This window comes from Paracoccus sp. SSK6, assembly GCF_039770665.1.
In the GTDB taxonomy this organism is placed as follows: Bacteria; Pseudomonadota; Alphaproteobacteria; order Rhodobacterales; family Rhodobacteraceae; genus Paracoccus.
Genome location: NZ_JBDPNJ010000012.1, coordinates 82,144 through 97,620, shown reverse-complemented (window position 1 = coordinate 97,620; position 15,477 = coordinate 82,144). Strand labels below are relative to the sequence as shown.

At 64.2% G+C, this 15,477-nt stretch carries 19 protein-coding genes, 1 tRNA gene and 1 pseudogene; 10 read left to right on the top strand and 11 right to left on the bottom strand.

Going from position 1 to position 15,477, the window contains the following annotated elements:
• The 6 genes and pseudogenes from AAIL68_RS10460 to grxD form a co-directional block, all read left to right on the top strand.
• Nucleotides 1–215, top strand: a 215-nt coding sequence (locus AAIL68_RS10460; RefSeq protein WP_347139711.1) for a hypothetical protein, incomplete at its 5' end; no start/stop codon positions are given.
• Nucleotides 216–1,269: pseudogene (locus tag AAIL68_RS10455) on the top strand (ISNCY family transposase); the annotation flags it as partial. It lies immediately after the preceding gene.
• A 191-nt stretch (nucleotides 1,270–1,460) separates the two neighbouring features.
• A complete protein-coding gene (locus tag AAIL68_RS10450; RefSeq protein WP_347139710.1) occupies nucleotides 1,461–1,733 on the top strand; it encodes a hypothetical protein in 273 nt (90 codons plus the stop codon).
• A 262-nt stretch (nucleotides 1,734–1,995) separates the two neighbouring features.
• Nucleotides 1,996–2,166, top strand: a complete 171-nt coding sequence (locus tag AAIL68_RS10445) for a hypothetical protein (protein WP_347139709.1) — start codon at nucleotides 1,996–1,998, stop codon at nucleotides 2,164–2,166.
• Between the two features lie 109 nt (nucleotides 2,167–2,275).
• Nucleotides 2,276–2,518 (top strand): BolA/IbaG family iron-sulfur metabolism protein, encoded by a 243-nt coding sequence (locus AAIL68_RS10440; protein WP_347139708.1) that lies wholly within the window; start codon nucleotides 2,276–2,278, stop codon nucleotides 2,516–2,518.
• 43 nt (nucleotides 2,519–2,561) lie between these two features.
• The gene (gene grxD / locus AAIL68_RS10435) at nucleotides 2,562–2,924 is read left to right on the top strand and encodes a Grx4 family monothiol glutaredoxin (protein WP_347139719.1); all 363 of its coding nucleotides are present in this window, start codon (nucleotides 2,562–2,564) and stop codon (nucleotides 2,922–2,924) included.
• A gap of 56 nt (nucleotides 2,925–2,980) precedes the next feature.
• Here the strand turns inward: grxD and AAIL68_RS10430 are convergent, their stop codons facing one another.
• From AAIL68_RS10430 to AAIL68_RS10420, 3 genes are all read right to left on the bottom strand, one after another.
• Nucleotides 2,981–3,634 carry a phage holin family protein gene (locus AAIL68_RS10430; protein WP_347139707.1) on the bottom strand — a complete coding sequence of 218 codons (654 nt, stop codon included), beginning with the start codon at nucleotides 3,632–3,634 and terminating at the stop codon, nucleotides 2,981–2,983.
• An 8-nt stretch (nucleotides 3,635–3,642) separates the two neighbouring features.
• Nucleotides 3,643–4,110, bottom strand: a complete 468-nt coding sequence (locus AAIL68_RS10425) for a DUF883 domain-containing protein (RefSeq protein WP_347139706.1) — start codon at nucleotides 4,108–4,110, stop codon at nucleotides 3,643–3,645.
• A gap of 75 nt (nucleotides 4,111–4,185) precedes the next feature.
• Nucleotides 4,186–4,262 (bottom strand) — tRNA-His (locus tag AAIL68_RS10420).
• 103 nt (nucleotides 4,263–4,365) lie between these two features.
• Here AAIL68_RS10420 and AAIL68_RS10415 point away from each other — a divergent pair.
• A complete protein-coding gene (locus AAIL68_RS10415) occupies nucleotides 4,366–4,584 on the top strand; it encodes a DUF6324 family protein (RefSeq protein WP_347139705.1) in 219 nt (72 codons plus the stop codon).
• Here AAIL68_RS10415 and AAIL68_RS10410 read toward each other — a convergent pair.
• From AAIL68_RS10410 to AAIL68_RS10390, 5 genes are all read right to left on the bottom strand, one after another.
• Complete coding sequence (locus AAIL68_RS10410) at nucleotides 4,565–5,029, bottom strand: MmcB family DNA repair protein (protein ID WP_347139704.1); 465 nt, start codon at nucleotides 5,027–5,029, stop codon at nucleotides 4,565–4,567. The genes AAIL68_RS10415 and AAIL68_RS10410 overlap by 20 nt on opposite strands.
• A gap of 343 nt (nucleotides 5,030–5,372) precedes the next feature.
• On the bottom strand, nucleotides 5,373–6,335 hold the full coding sequence (locus tag AAIL68_RS10405) for a DUF481 domain-containing protein (RefSeq protein ID WP_347139703.1): 963 nt from the start codon (nucleotides 6,333–6,335) through the stop codon (nucleotides 5,373–5,375).
• Between the two features lie 414 nt (nucleotides 6,336–6,749).
• Nucleotides 6,750–7,061, bottom strand: a complete 312-nt coding sequence (locus tag AAIL68_RS10400; protein ID WP_347139702.1) for a hypothetical protein — start codon at nucleotides 7,059–7,061, stop codon at nucleotides 6,750–6,752.
• 69 nt (nucleotides 7,062–7,130) lie between these two features.
• Entirely contained in the window at nucleotides 7,131–7,619 is a 489-nt protein-coding gene (nusB, locus tag AAIL68_RS10395; protein WP_347139701.1) for a transcription antitermination factor NusB, read from the bottom strand.
• A gap of 52 nt (nucleotides 7,620–7,671) precedes the next feature.
• Entirely contained in the window at nucleotides 7,672–8,280 is a 609-nt protein-coding gene (locus tag AAIL68_RS10390) for a riboflavin synthase (protein WP_347139700.1), read from the bottom strand.
• Nucleotides 8,281–8,414: 134 nt separating this feature from the next.
• On the opposite strand from AAIL68_RS10390, the gene AAIL68_RS10385 reads away from it, so the two are divergent.
• From AAIL68_RS10385 to AAIL68_RS10375, 3 genes are all read left to right on the top strand, one after another.
• On the top strand, nucleotides 8,415–9,749 hold the full coding sequence (locus tag AAIL68_RS10385) for a capsular biosynthesis protein (RefSeq protein ID WP_347139699.1): 1,335 nt from the start codon (nucleotides 8,415–8,417) through the stop codon (nucleotides 9,747–9,749).
• 165 nt (nucleotides 9,750–9,914) lie between these two features.
• Complete coding sequence (locus tag AAIL68_RS10380; RefSeq protein ID WP_347139718.1) at nucleotides 9,915–10,991, top strand: polysaccharide biosynthesis/export family protein; 1,077 nt, start codon at nucleotides 9,915–9,917, stop codon at nucleotides 10,989–10,991.
• Between the two features lie 7 nt (nucleotides 10,992–10,998).
• Nucleotides 10,999–12,996, top strand: a complete 1,998-nt coding sequence (locus AAIL68_RS10375) for a capsular polysaccharide biosynthesis protein (RefSeq protein ID WP_347139698.1) — start codon at nucleotides 10,999–11,001, stop codon at nucleotides 12,994–12,996.
• 237 nt (nucleotides 12,997–13,233) lie between these two features.
• Here the strand turns inward: AAIL68_RS10375 and AAIL68_RS10370 are convergent, their stop codons facing one another.
• From AAIL68_RS10370 to AAIL68_RS10360, 3 genes are read right to left on the bottom strand one after another with little or no spacing between them, the layout of a single operon-like run.
• A complete protein-coding gene (locus AAIL68_RS10370) occupies nucleotides 13,234–13,863 on the bottom strand; it encodes a CDP-alcohol phosphatidyltransferase family protein (protein WP_347139697.1) in 630 nt (209 codons plus the stop codon).
• Complete coding sequence (locus AAIL68_RS10365) at nucleotides 13,860–14,813, bottom strand: phosphatidate cytidylyltransferase (protein ID WP_347139696.1); 954 nt, start codon at nucleotides 14,811–14,813, stop codon at nucleotides 13,860–13,862. The genes AAIL68_RS10370 and AAIL68_RS10365 overlap by 4 nt, the downstream gene beginning before the upstream one ends.
• Entirely contained in the window at nucleotides 14,810–15,451 is a 642-nt protein-coding gene (locus AAIL68_RS10360) for a lysophospholipid acyltransferase family protein (RefSeq protein WP_347139695.1), read from the bottom strand. Before AAIL68_RS10360 ends, AAIL68_RS10365 begins: the two co-directional genes overlap by 4 nt.
• Between the last annotated feature and the right edge of the window lie 26 nt (nucleotides 15,452–15,477).

Genomic DNA, 15,477 nt, shown 5'->3' with positions numbered 1-15,477 from the left:
GAGGCACCATGACGAACCCTGCCCCGCAGGACTGGTGCATTCAGAATGGAGCCTGCACCGCAAATTTAAAATGTCTCACTTCTGCAGTTCAGGAATGTCACACTCCCTTGGATGAACATCGTGTCGATCCTTGGGAGCCGGACATGGGATGGGTGATGATGAGCGAACGGGAACTGAACCGCGTCGAGGTTCTGAGCCAAGTGCTGCAAGGTTAGATGTTAGCCGTAACCGCGGCGGATGTTCTGGCGCGCTGAGCCGCAGACAGGTTCACCGGTTGCTGAAGCGGTTTGGGGCTGATGGCCCGGCGGCGATCCGGCACCAGGCGCGTGGTCGGCATCGAACAACCGGATCGACCCAACGATCCGGGAGGCTGCCACGGCGCTTGTTCGGGAACGCTATGCCGACTTCGGCCCGACATTGGCGGCCGAGAAGCTGGCGGAGCTTCACGGGCTGACGGTGTCGCGGGAGACCTTGCGCAAGTGGATGCAGGATGCGGGTTTGTGGCTGTCGCGCAAGCAGCGCCTGGACGTTTCACCCGCCACATCTGCGCCGGGAGTGCCTTGGCGAGCTGATCCAGATCGACGGCTCGGATCATCGCTGGTTTGAAGGTCGCGGGCCGGCTTGCACCTTGTTGGTGTTCATCGATGACGCCACCAGCACCCTGATGCACCTGGAGTTCGTCCGTTCCGAGAGCACCTTCAGCTATTTCGGAGCCTTGGAGCGGTATCTGACGCTCCATGGCCGTCCCGTTGCCTTTTACTCCGATGAGCACACCGTGTTCCGGGTGCCGAAGTAAGATGCCAGGACAGGCTATGGGATGACCCAGTTCGGCCGGGCCTTGAACGAGCTGACATCGAGATCCTGTGCGCCAACTCCTCGCAAGCAAAAGGTCGCGTCGAGCGCGCCAACCGCACCCTGCAGGACCGCCTGGTCAAGGAACTGCGGCTGGCCGGCATCTCCGACAGGGAAGCCGCTAACGCCTTTCTTCCCGGCTTCATGGCGTGCCACAACGCGCAGTTTGCCAAGCTGCCCCGCCGTTCGGACAACCTGCATCGGCCGCTGAATGTCGAACCCGATCGGCTGCGCGACATTCTCTGCTATCGTGACGAGCGCTATGTGTTCGCGGACGGCCGACTGGAATTCCGCTGGAAAGGTGTCTCGCTGCCCTACTCCGTCTTCGACAAGGATCAGCGCGTGACCCATGCCGCCATCACCGAGAACAAGCATCTGAGCGCGGTCCTGGAATACATCAAGGCCGAGCAGGACAAGGCTCCTCCGAAAGTGCACCGGACGGGCCGAGCAACGCACCCGCTACACGCCCACCGGACGCCGCAACAACGGCTGGAACTCGCTGGCGGACCGCAAGGCAAAGGCGCATGCCGCTCCACCCCTGGAATGACGCTTCCCTGGCCCAGTTGCGGTGATACCCTGTGCTTTGATCGAGCAAGCGGGGCAAGAACATGGCAGACAGCGCTGAGCCGGAGATCATCTTCTCGGATCTGGCACAGGACGTGCTGATCGACGGTCACCGGTTCTCTGTCGAGATCTGCCGGACCTCGATCCACCCTGGCTGGGTGCTGTCGGTCATGAACGCGTTCGGCACCCTGACGATCTCGGACAGCCCGCCTTGTCTTGCTGATGGTCTTGCCTGGCGGGATTTCGAAAGGCGTGTCGAAACGGACGGCATTCGCGCCTTCTACTCGCCAAAGGAACGTCGAAAGCTGCGGCTCTGAACGCATGGCCGGTCAGGGCTGCGATGGCGGATCTCTCCGCCCTGCCCGGCCATGCTTCCCCCCACGGTGAGACATTTCTGCTTTGCGCAGCCGAGGACATTCCAACTTGGTTGCAACATTATCGACCCAGGGTGACGCGCTATCCTGAAATGCGACTTCCATAGCAAAGCCCTTCGAGAACCCGAACTTCTCTTCGGAACTTTTCACTGTCTCAAGCTTTCGTGAGATGAAGGCATGTCTTGGCGGCAGAAAGGATGACCTGATGCGAACTTTAGTGACGGCAAGTCTGATGGGATGCGTCATCTTCGGGCTGGCGGCTTGCGGAAATACGGCCACCGAGCGCGCCGCGACCGGAGGCCTTGGCGGGGCAGTTATTGCGGGCCCTGCCGGGGCCGTGGTCGGCGGCACTGTCGGCGCGGCGACGGCAAACTGATCCGATAAAAATTGAAACGGCCGTGCAACTTGCGCGGCCGTTTTTGTTGGCCTTGCGGGTCTATCCTGCTTCCCCTACATCTGGATGGCAACGGCAGAAGGACAGTCCCATGGCCATGGAAGCGCATGACATCGAAGCCCTTATCCGAGCTGCATTCCCTAACGCGCAGATCACCATCACCGATCTTGCAGGCGACGGTAATCATTATGCAGCCGAGGTGATCGACGAGAGCTTCCGGGGCCAGAATCGCGTCCAGCAGCAGCGCGCAGTCTATGCAGCGTTGCAAGGCAAGATGGATGGCAAGGCTGGCGAACTTCATGCCCTCGCGCTGACGACAAAGGCCCCTGACTAAGGCCCCTGCCCTTGGCCAGACCCTAGGAAACAGGATGACAAAAATGACCGAAGTAACTGAAAAAATTCAAGGATTGGTCGATCAGGCCGATGTCGTGCTGTTCATGAAGGGCACGAAGGAAATGCCCCAATGCGGTTTTTCCAGCCGGGTTGCCGGGGTTCTGAACTACATGGGCGTCGATTATCACGACGTGAACGTGCTTGCGGATGACCAGGTCCGCCAAGGCATCAAGGATTTCTCGGACTGGCCGACGATTCCGCAACTCTACGTCAAGGGGGAGTTCGTCGGCGGCTGCGACATCGTGACCGAGATGACGCTTTCCGGCGAACTGGACCAGTTGTTCGACCAGAAGGGCGTCAGCTATGACAAGGCGGCTGCCGATAAAATCCGTGAAGCGAACGCCTGATTCAACCGATGGCAAGACTGAAAGAAACGGGCCGCATCGCGCGGCCCGTCTGCTTTTTACAGGATGTCGTCTTCGTAAGGGTCGGGATCCCTGCCCTCTTTCAGCTTTGCAGCCAGGGTGATGCCGACGGCGAAGGCCCCCAGGATCTTGGCGATGCTGGCAGCATTGCTGCTGTTGGCGCGGGACAGGGTTTCGTTCGCGCTTTGGACCTTGGAACGTACGGTGTTGATATTGGTCGCCGTCAAACCCACCGCTTCTGCCGCGCTGCGGGCCGCGCCATAGACGCGCTGCTCGGTGTCGTTGGCAAGCTTGTTGGCGCGATAGGTGGCGTCGTCCATCAGCGAGGCAACCTTGTTGCCCGCCATGTCCATCAGCCGGTCCGCCTCGGCCCGCGCCTTGTCGGCCGCTGCTTCGGCCGCAAGACTGACCCGCGCCTCGACCTCTTTGCGCAGATCTTCCTTGGTGGGCATCTCGTGCTTGGTGTGCTTCGACATGACCAGCAGGATCACCGCGACCAAGACGAACAGCACGCCGATCGCCAGTGACGCCAAGGCTGGCCCCCAACCAAGGTTATGGGCGAGGAACGACCAAAGCGCAGCGACAAGAAAGCCGAAGGCGATGGCAAGGATGACCCCTGCCACCGCCTTCATCGCCGACCTGCGCGCCGTGTCCTTGAGTGCCAGTTGAAGACGCTGCGCATAGTCGAACATGGCAAACCTCAGCGACGTGCGAGAATCAGGCCGACAAGAAAGCCGACACCGGCGGCGATGCCCAGGGCCTGCGCAGGATTGCGGCGCACCATTTCGGATACTTCGTCATAGCGTTCGCCGGCATAATGGGTCAGGTCCGACGCCCGCTGCTGGCCTTGCTCATAAAGGCGCTCGGCCTCGGCCTTGGCGCGGCCGGCATAGTCGCTGCCGACTTCGCGCGCACGCTCCACATAGTCCTGCGCAGTATCACGGGCGTTCTGTGCAAGCTCGGCGCCGCGTTCCTTGAGACTGTCGATATTGGAGTTGTTCCCCAGCTTGTCCGCCGTGTCGCGGATATCCTCGCCCACCTTCTTGGCGCCTTCGTGAAGGTCGTTCTTGGCCTGCTGCCCGGCAGCGGCCGCGTCTTTCTTCATGTTGTCAGCGGTAGGGTTGTTGTTTTGAGCCATCTTGATGTCCTCCGGTGTGATTGTCACCATCAGGGATCAAACCCCGAAAAAACATCCAGGTTCCGCTTCAGGAAGAATAATCGGCGCGGCAATGGCTTAGGGGGATGGTACCGCCTCCCCGGCTCGAACGGGGGACCTCTAGATCCACAATCTAGCGCTCTAACCAACTGAGCTAAGGCGGCACGGATGCGTTCTGTAACGCCGGTTGGAGCGGGTTGCAAGCCTGTCTTGCCGGGAATTTGCACGCGCGATACAGAAAGCAATCACAGAACAAGGACAAGGGTCATGGGCATCAACAGCCAGAGCGACATCGCAGCCAATCTGCAAATCGGTCCCACCGACCAGGGCATGGTGCGAATCTATGTCGAGGCGGAAGGGATCGACCTGCCCCTGGACTTCGACCCTGACGAAGCCACCGAGATCGCCGAGGAATTGCTGGCTGCCGCCGAAGCGGCCCGGCAGATGGGCCAGACAGGCGGGAAGCCTAAAAAGCCGCGGCGCTGAAGGCCTCGGGGTCGGTCAGGCCTTGCAGGCGCAGGGCCGAGCAGCGGGCGAAATCGCGCATGACCCTGGAGCGCCGCGCCCCGGCAAGCCGCGTTTCCGGGGCCATCCGCTGGATTTCTGCGCCATAGGCGTCGGCGCAGATCAGGCCAGTATCAGGCGGCAGCAATTCGGACGGGAAATCGCAATCGACCGCCCAGAAATAGCGGTCGCACCATTCCAGATAGCCCTGCCATTTCCGGTCGCCCGTGAAGTCGGCGCGGCAGCTTTTGCATTCGACGATCCAGAATTCGCCCTTGGGGCCCATGCTGATGACATCGACCCGCAGCCCCCTGCTGGGCACGAATTCCGTCAGCACGGCATGGTCCATGCTGCGCAACATGCGGGACACGCCCCGCGCCAGACGCTGGCCGGGCATGGCGGGAAGGGTCGGGTCAGGCTGGTCCATCGCCGCACCATAGAACGAAGGGGAAACACCCTCAACCCGCTTGAAATGCGGGGGCGGCTTTCTTATCTGGTTGGTCAGGCGGGTTTCTGCTCTTCTCGCGAGCGGCCATTTTTCCACTGGCCTATAACTTTTCCGAGGGGGCTGGCTCTGGCGTGACCCTGGTCTCGTTACCCGGCGCCCACCTGGTAATCCAGGCTTTCGGGAAATCTCGTGCTGCCGCGGTCGCTGCGGTTCCCGCCACCTGATCCAACCGCCCTGCCCCGGCAGCGGCGGTTTTTTCATGCGAAAAGGGCGGCCATGCGGGCCGCCCTTTCCAGTTCGCTTCTGACCAGAGGGAGGGAAATCAGAAGCCGTAGACGACCGACACGCCCAGGGTGTTGTCCGTGCGGATTTCGCGGTTTTCCTGGTATTCGGTGGTATAGCTGATGCGGGTCGCCAGTTGGTCCGACATCTTGAAGTTCACGCCGAACTGGTTGGTGATCACGTCATCCGAATCTTCCGACGACAGGTAATCGGTGTCGTTGGTGATGAAGACCATGTCGTTGAAGCGGTGGTAGAGGCGCGACGACACGATATAGCCGACGCCGCTGTCCGACGAATCCTCAACGGCAACACGCTCCAGATCGCCGTCGCCATCGGTATCTTCCAGATCGAAGCCGACCCTCTGGGCGCCGGTTTGGGTGTAACGGTAGCCAATGCCAGCCTGAACACGCCAAGCGGTCGTGTCGGTGTTGATGATCCGATAGCCTGGACCCACGCCGATGAAGCCATCACGGGCAAATCTGTCCAGATTCTCGCGGACATCATCAAGGTCGTCACCGTCATTCTGTTCGGCATTGGCCAGGCCATCGATGCTGAAGCGGCCCAGAACGAAGGCATAGAAGCGGTCATTGAAGTAGTAGGCGCCATCATAGATGACCGAAACTTCTTCCTTGTCCTTGTCGCCGTCATCATCTTCGCCAAATTCGATCAGCATGCCAATCGACTGCTGCCAAGGTCCGGCGTTGTTCGACACGCGGCCAGCCAGCGAGAAGTCCTGGCTTTCGTCATTGCCGGTGTTGCCCGCATAGGTCAGCGCGACCGAACCGAAAAGACCTTCGCGGCGGTCCGGGTTGCCGAAGCGCGCGTCGTCGTTGTCACGGTCGAAATCGTCCTGAACGGCATCCTCGACATCGATGATGCGGTCGTTGATTGCCGAAATGCCGGTCGCGTCGGCGCCAGCCGCGATCTCGGTCTGGGCGAAAGCCGGGGCGGAAAGGGCGGCCATCAGCGCGGCGGTGCCGGTCAGCAGCGTAGCTTTTTTCATAATTTCCTCACGAGCTGAGTTCTTGTTGTTCTGGGGCCTGACGGTCGCCAGAGCATCTCTGCGGAATATGAAGTAATCCGATGCAGTCCGGGTTCAAAGCACCTCGAAGAAGGTCTTGGACTGCCATGAAAAGGAGAGAAGCGTGACATTTGCGTTGTGTGCAAAAATCCGCTGAAACATGGGTTTGATCGAGGCGTATGGAACCAAGACGAGCTTATTTTAACTTTTTGACTTCAGACACTTTTACTGAGAATTTCAGCGGGTGCATGCTGCTTCTGCAAAGCTGTCATTTTGAAACAAACCTGTGACTGCCTGCAAAAAAGGCAGCCGTTTCGGCTGCCTGATCGCCTTGATTTGTTGCAGAAAGGACACGCTCCCAGACTCATTCGCGCCCTGGTAGCATCCTGTGCCGCTTCAGCGCTTGCGCCCTTCCACTGCAGGAGCCTTTACCGCCGCGAGTTGCCGGATGCGGGACACCCGCTTGCCCCGGTCGGGCGGCGGCTGTTTTTCGGCCTGTCCCATGATGGTGATGGCGAACTGCACACCGGCAAAGACGATCGTGTTGAACATGACCATCATGACGACGGCCAGCCAGCCGATGCTGCTGCTGGATACGAGATGGCGCAGATGAGCGATGTCGAGCGCCAGAAGCGCGGCAACGAAGCAGCAGGCCAGCAGCAATCCGATCAGGCCGCTGCGAATATAGACGCGAATCATCGTGGGCATGATGCACCCCATGTTTCCTGACACGGGGAATATAGGATTTCCGTGTCAGGATTGCAGGGGTGATCCGCGTCAGAACGCTTCGGGCTGAAGCTCTCGCGCGACGTGGTCAAGGACGGCATTGACGAACTTCGCCTCGCGTCCTTCCGGGAAGAAGGCTTCCGCAAGGCGGACATATTCGCTGATGACGACCTTGGGCGGGGTCTGCGGGGTCACAAGCTCGGCCCCGGCGGCGCGGAACACGGCGCGAAGCACCGGGTCGATGCGGTCGATGGGCCATTTGGCGACCAGGCCGCGGTCGGTCGCCTGGTCGATCCGCGACTGCCAGTTCACCGCGGCATCGACAATGCGCGTGAACAGCGCTTCGTCCGCCGGCAGGTACTGGCCGTCCTCGTTCTCGACGCCCAGCCGATAGATTTCGAATTCGCGCATGACGCGATCGGCGGACTGGCCGGCCGCCTCCATCTGGTACAGCGCCTGCACCGCATAAAGCCGCGCACCGCTGCTGAGGGCACGCCGGTCGGCGCGCTTGTCCTTCGACTTGTCGTCGTTCGCGTTCATGAATCGGGCCCTGCACAAAGACCGGCTGCAATGGACGGAAAGCGGCGGGGCGTCAAGTCCCCGAAACGACCGAGGCCTCGGCCAGCCGGGCCACATAGCGGGCCAGGGTGTCGATCTCCAGGTTGACGGCGTCGCCTGCCTCAACCTCGCCCCAGGTGGTGACCTGCCGGGTATGCGGGATCAGGTTGATGCCGAAGCGATTGCCCGCAACCTCGTTCACGGTCAGCGAGGTGCCGTTCAGCGCCACCGACCCCTTGGGCGCGATGAAGCGCGCCAGGGCTTCGGGCGCCTCGAAGGTCAGGCGCAGGCTGTCGCCTTCGTTGCGCAGGCCAACCACCTGGGCGACGCCATCGACATGGCCGCTGACGATGTGGCCGCCCAGTTCGTCGCCGACGCGCAAGGCCCGTTCCAGGTTCAGCCGCTTGCCCACCGCCCAGCCGTTCGCCCCGATATTCGTCTTGGAAAGCGTCTCGGCCGAGATATCGACGGTGAACCAGCCCTGCCCCTTGTCCACCACGGTCAGGCACACGCCGTCGCAGGCAATCGAGGCCCCCATGTCCACCGTGCCCATGTCATAGTCGCACCCGATCCGGGCGCGCATGTCGCCGCGCATTTCGACGGCCAGAACGGTTCCGATGCTGGTGATGATGCCTGTAAACACGCGAAGATCCCTTTCTTGCCCAGACCTAGGCGATAGCATAGGGCGGTGCAAGGTTGCAGGGCATTATTGTCTGGCTCATATCGTTCTGGTTGTATTACAGGCTATCGCATAACACCCCCGCAAGGATGCACTGCGTGTCCCAGGATCGTCACGACTTCACGCCTTCAGGATTGGACAGGACCGAATTGCCCCGGCAGCGCGTTTTCCTGATGCTGCAGGGGCCGCACGGGCCTTTCTTCGACCGTCTGGGCAGGCTGCTCCGGGCGTCGGGCGCGCAGGTCTGGCGCTGCGCCTTCAATGCGGGGGATGAGTTCTTCTGGTCCGACAAGGCGCATCTGCTGCGGCATGAAGGCAGCAGCGCCCAATGGCCTGCCCATCTGGCGCGGATCATCGCCGAACGCAACGTGACGGACATCGTCCTTTATGGCGATGTGCGCCCGATCCATGCCGCTGCCCGCGCGGCGACCAAATCGCTTGGCCTGCGGCTTCACGTCTTCGAGGAAGGATACCTCCGCCCCTACTGGATCAGCTACGAACGCGGCGGATCGAACGGCCATTCGGCGCTGCTGGACATTTCCCTGCCGGAGATGCGCGCCATGCTGCGCGACACCGCGTCCGAGGTGCGCCGCCCGCCCGCCAAATGGGGCGACATGCGCCAGCACAAGTTCTATGGCGCGTTCTACCATTTCCTTGTCCTGGTCGCGAACCGCCGATACCGGCAGTTCACCAGCCACCGCGCCTTGCCGGTCTTCGACGAATTCCGGCTGAACCTCCGGCGCCTGATCCTGACGCCCTTCCACTCGGCCACGCGGGCGGTCCAATGGCGGCGCTTCCGGCTGTCGGGCGATCCCTACCTGCTGGTGCTGATGCAACTGGAACATGATTCGAACCTGCAGGGGCATTCGCCCTTCGACACCAACCGCCAATTTGTCGAGGATGTCGTGGCCGAGTTCGCCAGATCGGCGCCCCGCCATCACCACCTGCTGTTCAAGGCCCATCCGCTGGAGGATGGGCGTGCCCGAAACCGCCGCTCTATCCGCGAGGCTGCGGCAAGGCACGGCGTGGCCGACCGTGTGCACTACTTCCGCGGCGGCAAGCTGGCCGACATGCTGGCCCATGCCCGCGCCGTCATCACGGTGAATTCCACAGCGGCCCAGCAGGCGCTGTGGCGCGGACTGCCGGTCAAGGCCCTGGGATCCGCAGTCTATTGCAAACCGGGCCTGGTTTCGGACCAGCCGCTGGCCGAATTCCTCGCCCATCCCCGGCAGCCCGACACCGCGTCCTACCGCGCCTTCCGCGACTATCTGCTGCAAACCAGCCAGGTGCCCGGAGGCTTTTACTCGCGCCGCTCGCGTGCTCATGCGTTGCGATTGGCGGCCGATCTGATCCTTGCACCCGAGGATCCGTACCAAGCCCTGGCCGTCGGCCGTTTCCAGCGGCGCCAGCAGATCGGCGAACTTCTGGACTAGGGTGCACGAAGTTATGGCGCCCGGCTGCGGGTCAAGGTAGATTGCCTGCACAACCGGACGGCAAGTCCGGGCTAAAAGGAACAGGAGTTTCGTTAGGTGACAGTGAAGCTTTCCCCTGTCCGTCCGGCGGCGGGCCGGGCCATGCGCCTGGTCATGATCGCGGCGATGGCATTGCTTGCGGCTTGCAGCCTGCCGAGGTCCGGGCCAAGCAAGAACGAAATCTACTCGGGCGCCGTCGAAAAGGGCGGGAACGCGCATGTGATCTACGTGAACGATCACGTCGCCCGCGCCACGAACTTCACCCCGGCCTATGGCTTCTCGAACAGCTTCCTGCGCGCGGGCCAGGTGGGCGCGGACGAGATTCGGGCGGGCGACAGGCTGGGCCTGGCGATCTGGGAAAACGTCGATGACGGCCTGCTGACCTCGCTGGGCTCCAGCTCGACCGCGCTGCAGGAAATCCAGGTGGACAGCGGCGGCTATATCTTCGTGCCCTATGCGGGCCGGGTGCGCGCCGCCGGCAACACGCCCGATCAGTTGCGCCAGATCATCACCGACCGGCTGTCCACGCAGACGCCCGACCCGCAGGTCACCGTGGCGCGCGTCGCGGGCGATGGCGCAACCGTTTCGGTGATGGGCAAGGTTTCGGCGCAGGGCGTCTATCCGATCGAACGCCCGACCCGCAACCTGTCGTCGATGCTGGCGCGTGCGGGCGGCGTGTCGATCGAGCCCGAGATCGCCGTCATCACCGTCAAGCGCGGCAACGACACGGGCAAGGTCTGGCTGACGGATCTTTACTCCAACGCCAGCAACGACATCGCGCTGCGCCCCGGCGACGTGATCCTGGTCGAGGAAGACCAGCGCAGCTTCACCGCGCTTGGCGCCCTTGGCGGCCAGACCCGCGTTCCCTTGGGCAACGAGATGATCAACGCGGTCGAGGCCGTGGCGATGGTGGGGGGGCTGAACTCCAACCTCGCCGATCCCACGGGTGTCTTCATCCTGCGCGACGAACCGGAATCGGTCGCCTCGCGGGTGCTGGGCAAGACGGTCCGGGGCACGCAGCGCATCGCCTATGTGCTGGACCTGACGCGGCCGAACGGGCTGTTCCTGGCTCGCGACTTCCTGATCCGGGACGAGGACACGGTTTACGTGACCGAGGCGCCCTATGTTCAGTGGCAGAAGCGGCTGGCATCGTTGACCGGCCCGATCAGCACCGCGAACTCGGTTTCCAACATCACGCAGTGATGGACGGATGACCGGCAAGGACAAGGCCGCCGGCAACCACGCCCGGCGGCTTTTCGCATATAATGGCGGCTTCTGGCGCGCCCCCCGGCTTCGGCGCATCCTGCAACTGTCGGGCTGGGAGTTGCGGCTTGGGCTGCCGGGCCCCGGGGACGCCGTCGCCATCTGGGGCGCCAGTCCCACGGCATGGCGGGGCCGCGCCGTCGCGGCGCGCAGGGGCGTTCCGCTGGTGGCTGTCGAGGACGCGTTTCTGCGATCCATCCTGCCCGGCCGGGCCAGGGGCCATATCGCCCGACGCGGACCCATTGGCCTGCTGATCGACCCGGTCGGGCTGCATTTCGACCCTTCCCGCCCCTCGCTGATCGAGCGGCTGGTCGTCGAAGGCGCGACAACCGGGCACGAACAGCGTGCGCGCGACGGCATCGCGCGTCTGCGGGCGCTGGATCTGTCGAAATACAACGCCCACCGCCCCAACCTGTCCGCCCCGGAACCTGGCTATGTCCTGGTGATCGACCAGACGCGCGGCGATGCGTCGCTGATGGGGGCCGGGCGCGGCCGTTTTCTGGCGATGCTGGCCGCCGCCCGCCGTGAACACCCCGGCCGCCCCGTCCTGCTGCGCAGCCACCCCGAGACCATCCGCGGCCTGCGCCCCGGTCACTTGGGCGCAGACGATCTGCGCCCCGGCGACATGCTGTGCGACCAGGAGATCTCGCCCTGGGCGCTGCTGGAGAATGCCCATGCCGTCTATGCCTTCAGTTCGCAGATGGGATACGAGGCGATCCTGGCCGGACACAAGCCACGCTTGTTCGGGCAGCCTTTCTATGCCGGCTGGGGCTTGTCGCAGGACGAGGCTCCCCTGCCCCCAGGCCGTCGCGGTCCTGCCCTGGCCGAGACGCTGTTTGCCGCAAGCCACCTTCTTGCGCCGGTCTGGTACGATCCCTGCCGCGACCGCCTGACTGATTTCGAAGGCGCCGTGGATCAGCTGGAGGCTGAGGCCAGGGCCTTTCGACAGGACCGGGACGGCCATCTGGCCTATGGGATGCGGCTGTGGAAACGGCCCTTCATCGCGCGCGCCTTTTGTGACGGCCAGGGGGTGCGGTTCACGAACAAGCCCCAGGCCAATGTCACGCTGGCCTGGGCGGGCAAGGCCGATGATGTCCCCCAGGCGATCCGGGTCGAGGACGGATTTCTGCGTTCCCGTGGGTTGGGCGCCGACCTGACGCCGCCCTTGTCGCTGGTGGCGGACGATCTGGGCATCTACTACGACCCGACGCGCGAAAGCCGTCTTGAGCGATTGATCGCCGCCGGACCCCCACCCGGCGGCTTGCCGAGGGCCGAGCGCCTGATCGCGACGATCCGGGAGGCGGGGCTGTCGAAATACAACCTGCGGGGCGGCTATCGCCCGGTGTCCGGCGCAGGCAGGCGCATCCTGGTTCCGGGGCAGGTCCAGGACGACGCCTCGATCCGGCTTGGCGCGGGCGCGGAACGCAGCAACCTTGAGCTGTTGCGCCGCGCCCGCCGCGACAATCCGGGCGCCCACCTGATCTACAAGCCCCATCCCGATGTCGAGGCGGGCCTGCGCCCCGGCGCCATTGCCCCCGCCGACCTGCAGGGCCTTGCCGATGAGGTGGCGACCGCCACCGATCCCAGCATGCTGCTGGTCCATGTCGATGAGGTCTGGACAATGACCTCGACCTTGGGGTTCGAGGCGCTGTTGCGCGACATTCCGGTTACGACCCTCGGCGCGCCCTTCTATGCGGGCTGGGGCCTGACCCGCGATCTTGGCCCGGTCCCGCCGCGCCGCCGCGCGCGTCCCGATCTGGCGGGTTTGGTCCACGCCTGCCTGATCGCTTATCCGCGCTATCGCGACCCTGTGACCGGCCTGCCTTGCCCCGTCGAGGTCGCCGTTGACCGCCTGCGCAACGGGATCAGCCCGCGCACCCCCGCGCTGCGCTTGTTGGCCAAGCTGCAGGGGGCGTTGTCGGGGCATAGCTGGATCTGGCGCTAGAGCGGATCGACATTCAGCGGCTACAGGAGCGGTGCAGTCCGCTTCCCCGCCCGCGTGTGACGGTGCCATCAGAGACGGTGCCATCCCGCGACCACGAGAGGTCAGCGCCCGCCTGGGGGCGGGGCGGGCGCTGGCCGGGCCTTCGAGGCCCGGCGGCATGGGTGGCAGTCTCATCGCGTGGCGAAGGCGATGGCCTTCGCCAAACCCAGGCAGCGCAGCGGTGAATGCCGCCCCGCCCTAGCCTCGGCCGCGTTTCAGGAACCGCACCAGCCGCAGCGACCGGCAGAGCGCCGTCAGCCCGGCAAGTGCGACGATGATCCACAGCGCGATCCGCAGCACCTGCGGTTCGGGGATGGCCAGCAGCGCCGCGCCGGTCATCAGCGCCATGCGGTGCTGCTTGGCCATCGGGCCGCCGAAATCGGCTGGCGCGCCGCAGGTCACGCCAAGCTCTCGGACATAGGCGGTCAGCACGGCCATGGCCGCCGCAGCCCAGCCAAGCGCCGGCACGCCCGCGCCGATGCCTGCACCCACAAGGATCAGGATGTCCGACACCCTGTCGGGAAACTCGTTCCAGAAGGGGCCGTCGGGCGCGCCCTTGCCGCCTTCGACCGCGACCATGCCGTCCAGCAGGTTGCACAGCAGCCGCGCCTGGCAGAACAGCGCGGCAAGGACCAGGCCCGCCGCCCGCCCCCATGGTCCCGCATCGGGCGCAACAGCCAGGCAGCCGCCTGCAAGCAACGCCGCCGCCATCCCCGCGACCGAGATCTGGTTGGGCGTCACCCCGGCTTGCGCCAGCCGGGTGGCAGCGCGGTTTGCCCATCGGCTCTGGCGGCTGGCCAGCGGTCGGCGTTTCGATGTGTCGATCATCCCGTGGCCCAGAAATATCGTGTCAGGTGAAAGAAGATAGGCGCCGAAAAGACCACCGAATCCAGCCGGTCGATGAAGCCGCCATGCCCCGCGATGGCGTGGCCCCAGTCCTTGACGCCCCGGTCGCGCTTGATTGCCGACATGACCAATCCGCCCAGGAAGCCCATCAGCGTGATGATGGCCCCCATCAGCGCCGCCTGTCCCGGCGAAAACGGCGTCATCCACCACAGCCCCGCCGCGATCAGCGTGGCCGACAGCGCGCCGCCGACAAAACCCTCGACCGTCTTGGACGGCGACAGGGCGGGGGCGATCTTGCGGTGCCCGATCAGCTTGCCCCAGACATATTGCAGCACGTCGCTGATCTGCACGACGATCACCAGGAAGGCGATCAGCAGGACGTTGCGCCCCTCGTATCCCGGTATGCGCAGGTTCAGCAGCGCCGGGACATGCGAGGCGCAATAAACGCAGATCATCAGCGCCCATTGCATCTCGGCGATGCGGACCAGGAAATTGCGGGTTTCCCCGCGCAGGGCTGACACGATGGGCAGCAGCAGGAAGACATAGACCGGGATGAACACCGCGAAGATGCCGTATTGCTGGTGCCAGATCAGCCAATACTGGACCGGCAGCACGACGAAGAAGGCGCCCACAAGCGTCCAGTGGTCGGCCCGCGTGGCATTGGTCAACGTCATGAATTCGCGCAGCGCCGCGAACGAGCAGATGCCGAACAGCAGCAGGACGCCCGTCCTGCCGCCCAGAAAGGCCAGGCCAAGCGCTATCACCATGACCCACCAGGCGCGGATCCGGTCGTTCAGGTTCTCGATCGCCTCGTTGCGGCCATCGGGCGACAGCTTCCGCCGCAATACCCAGCCTGTGGCCGAGGCGACGGTCAGCACGCCCCCGACCCCGGCCAGCACGGTCAGCAGGTCCGATTGCGCCAAGGGCGTCATGCGGTCCCCCTGGCAGGCCGCAGCGCCAGAAGCGCGTCGCGGGCGCGGGTCAGGAAAGCGTCCTTGCCTTCGTCCGCATCAAGCCGCAGGGGGCTTCCGAAGATCACCTTGCACATCAGCGGCACCGGGATGAAGGCGCCCTTGGGCAGGACGCGGTTCAGGTTGTCGATCCAGACGGGGACCAGATCGACCTGCGGGCAGGCGCAGGCCAGATGGTAAAGCCCGCTGCGAAAGGGCAGCAGGTCGGTGTCCGTCAGGTTGCGCGTGCCTTCGGGAAACAGGATCAGCGAGGCGCCGCCTTTCAGGGCATCGGCCATCTGGCCCACCGGATCGCTGCCCCCTTGCGCGCGGGTGCGGTCGATCAGCACCGCGTCGAAAACGTCGCGCCCGACAAAGCGGCGCAGGCCACCGCCCCAGTAATCCGCCCCCGCCACGGGCCGGGTCTTCCGCCGCAGCGGATCCGCCAGGACCGTCCAGACCAGGATGAAGTCGCCATGGCTGGCGTGGTTCGCGAAATAGATGCGCTGCCGCTGATCCAGCGGGTCTGCCCCCTGCCAGACCGCCTGCACGGCCGTCACCAGCCGCGCGAACAGCGCGATGGCGCGGCCTGTCAGCGTCGCAACGATGACCCGGATCACAGCCTCCCCTTGCAGCACATGGTCAG

What these genes read in the sequence shown, in the direction of transcription:
- AAIL68_RS10380 (WP_347139718.1), top strand. Translation starts at nt 9,915, where the DNA reads ATGGCATTGCTTGCGGCTTGCAGCCTGCCGAGGTCCGGGCCAAGCAAG.
- grxD (WP_347139719.1), top strand. Translation starts at nt 2,562, where the DNA reads ATGACCGAAGTAACTGAAAAAATTCAAGGATTGGTCGATCAGGCCGAT.
- AAIL68_RS10415 (WP_347139705.1), top strand. Translation starts at nt 4,366, where the DNA reads ATGGGCATCAACAGCCAGAGCGACATCGCAGCCAATCTGCAAATCGGT.
- AAIL68_RS10365 (WP_347139696.1), bottom strand. Translation starts at nt 14,813, where the DNA reads ATGACGCCCTTGGCGCAATCGGACCTGCTGACCGTGCTGGCCGGGGTC.
- AAIL68_RS10425 (WP_347139706.1), bottom strand. Translation starts at nt 4,110, where the DNA reads ATGGTGACAATCACACCGGAGGACATCAAGATGGCTCAAAACAACAAC.
- AAIL68_RS10450 (WP_347139710.1), top strand. Translation starts at nt 1,461, where the DNA reads ATGGCAGACAGCGCTGAGCCGGAGATCATCTTCTCGGATCTGGCACAG.
- AAIL68_RS10405 (WP_347139703.1), bottom strand. Translation starts at nt 6,335, where the DNA reads ATGAAAAAAGCTACGCTGCTGACCGGCACCGCCGCGCTGATGGCCGCC.
- AAIL68_RS10375 (WP_347139698.1), top strand. Translation starts at nt 10,999, where the DNA reads ATGACCGGCAAGGACAAGGCCGCCGGCAACCACGCCCGGCGGCTTTTC.
- AAIL68_RS10430 (WP_347139707.1), bottom strand. Translation starts at nt 3,634, where the DNA reads ATGTTCGACTATGCGCAGCGTCTTCAACTGGCACTCAAGGACACGGCG.
- AAIL68_RS10370 (WP_347139697.1), bottom strand. Translation starts at nt 13,863, where the DNA reads ATGATCGACACATCGAAACGCCGACCGCTGGCCAGCCGCCAGAGCCGA.
- AAIL68_RS10410 (WP_347139704.1), bottom strand. Translation starts at nt 5,029, where the DNA reads ATGGACCAGCCTGACCCGACCCTTCCCGCCATGCCCGGCCAGCGTCTG.
- AAIL68_RS10440 (WP_347139708.1), top strand. Translation starts at nt 2,276, where the DNA reads ATGGCCATGGAAGCGCATGACATCGAAGCCCTTATCCGAGCTGCATTC.
- nusB (WP_347139701.1), bottom strand. Translation starts at nt 7,619, where the DNA reads ATGAACGCGAACGACGACAAGTCGAAGGACAAGCGCGCCGACCGGCGT.
- AAIL68_RS10400 (WP_347139702.1), bottom strand. Translation starts at nt 7,061, where the DNA reads ATGCCCACGATGATTCGCGTCTATATTCGCAGCGGCCTGATCGGATTG.
- AAIL68_RS10445 (WP_347139709.1), top strand. Translation starts at nt 1,996, where the DNA reads ATGCGAACTTTAGTGACGGCAAGTCTGATGGGATGCGTCATCTTCGGG.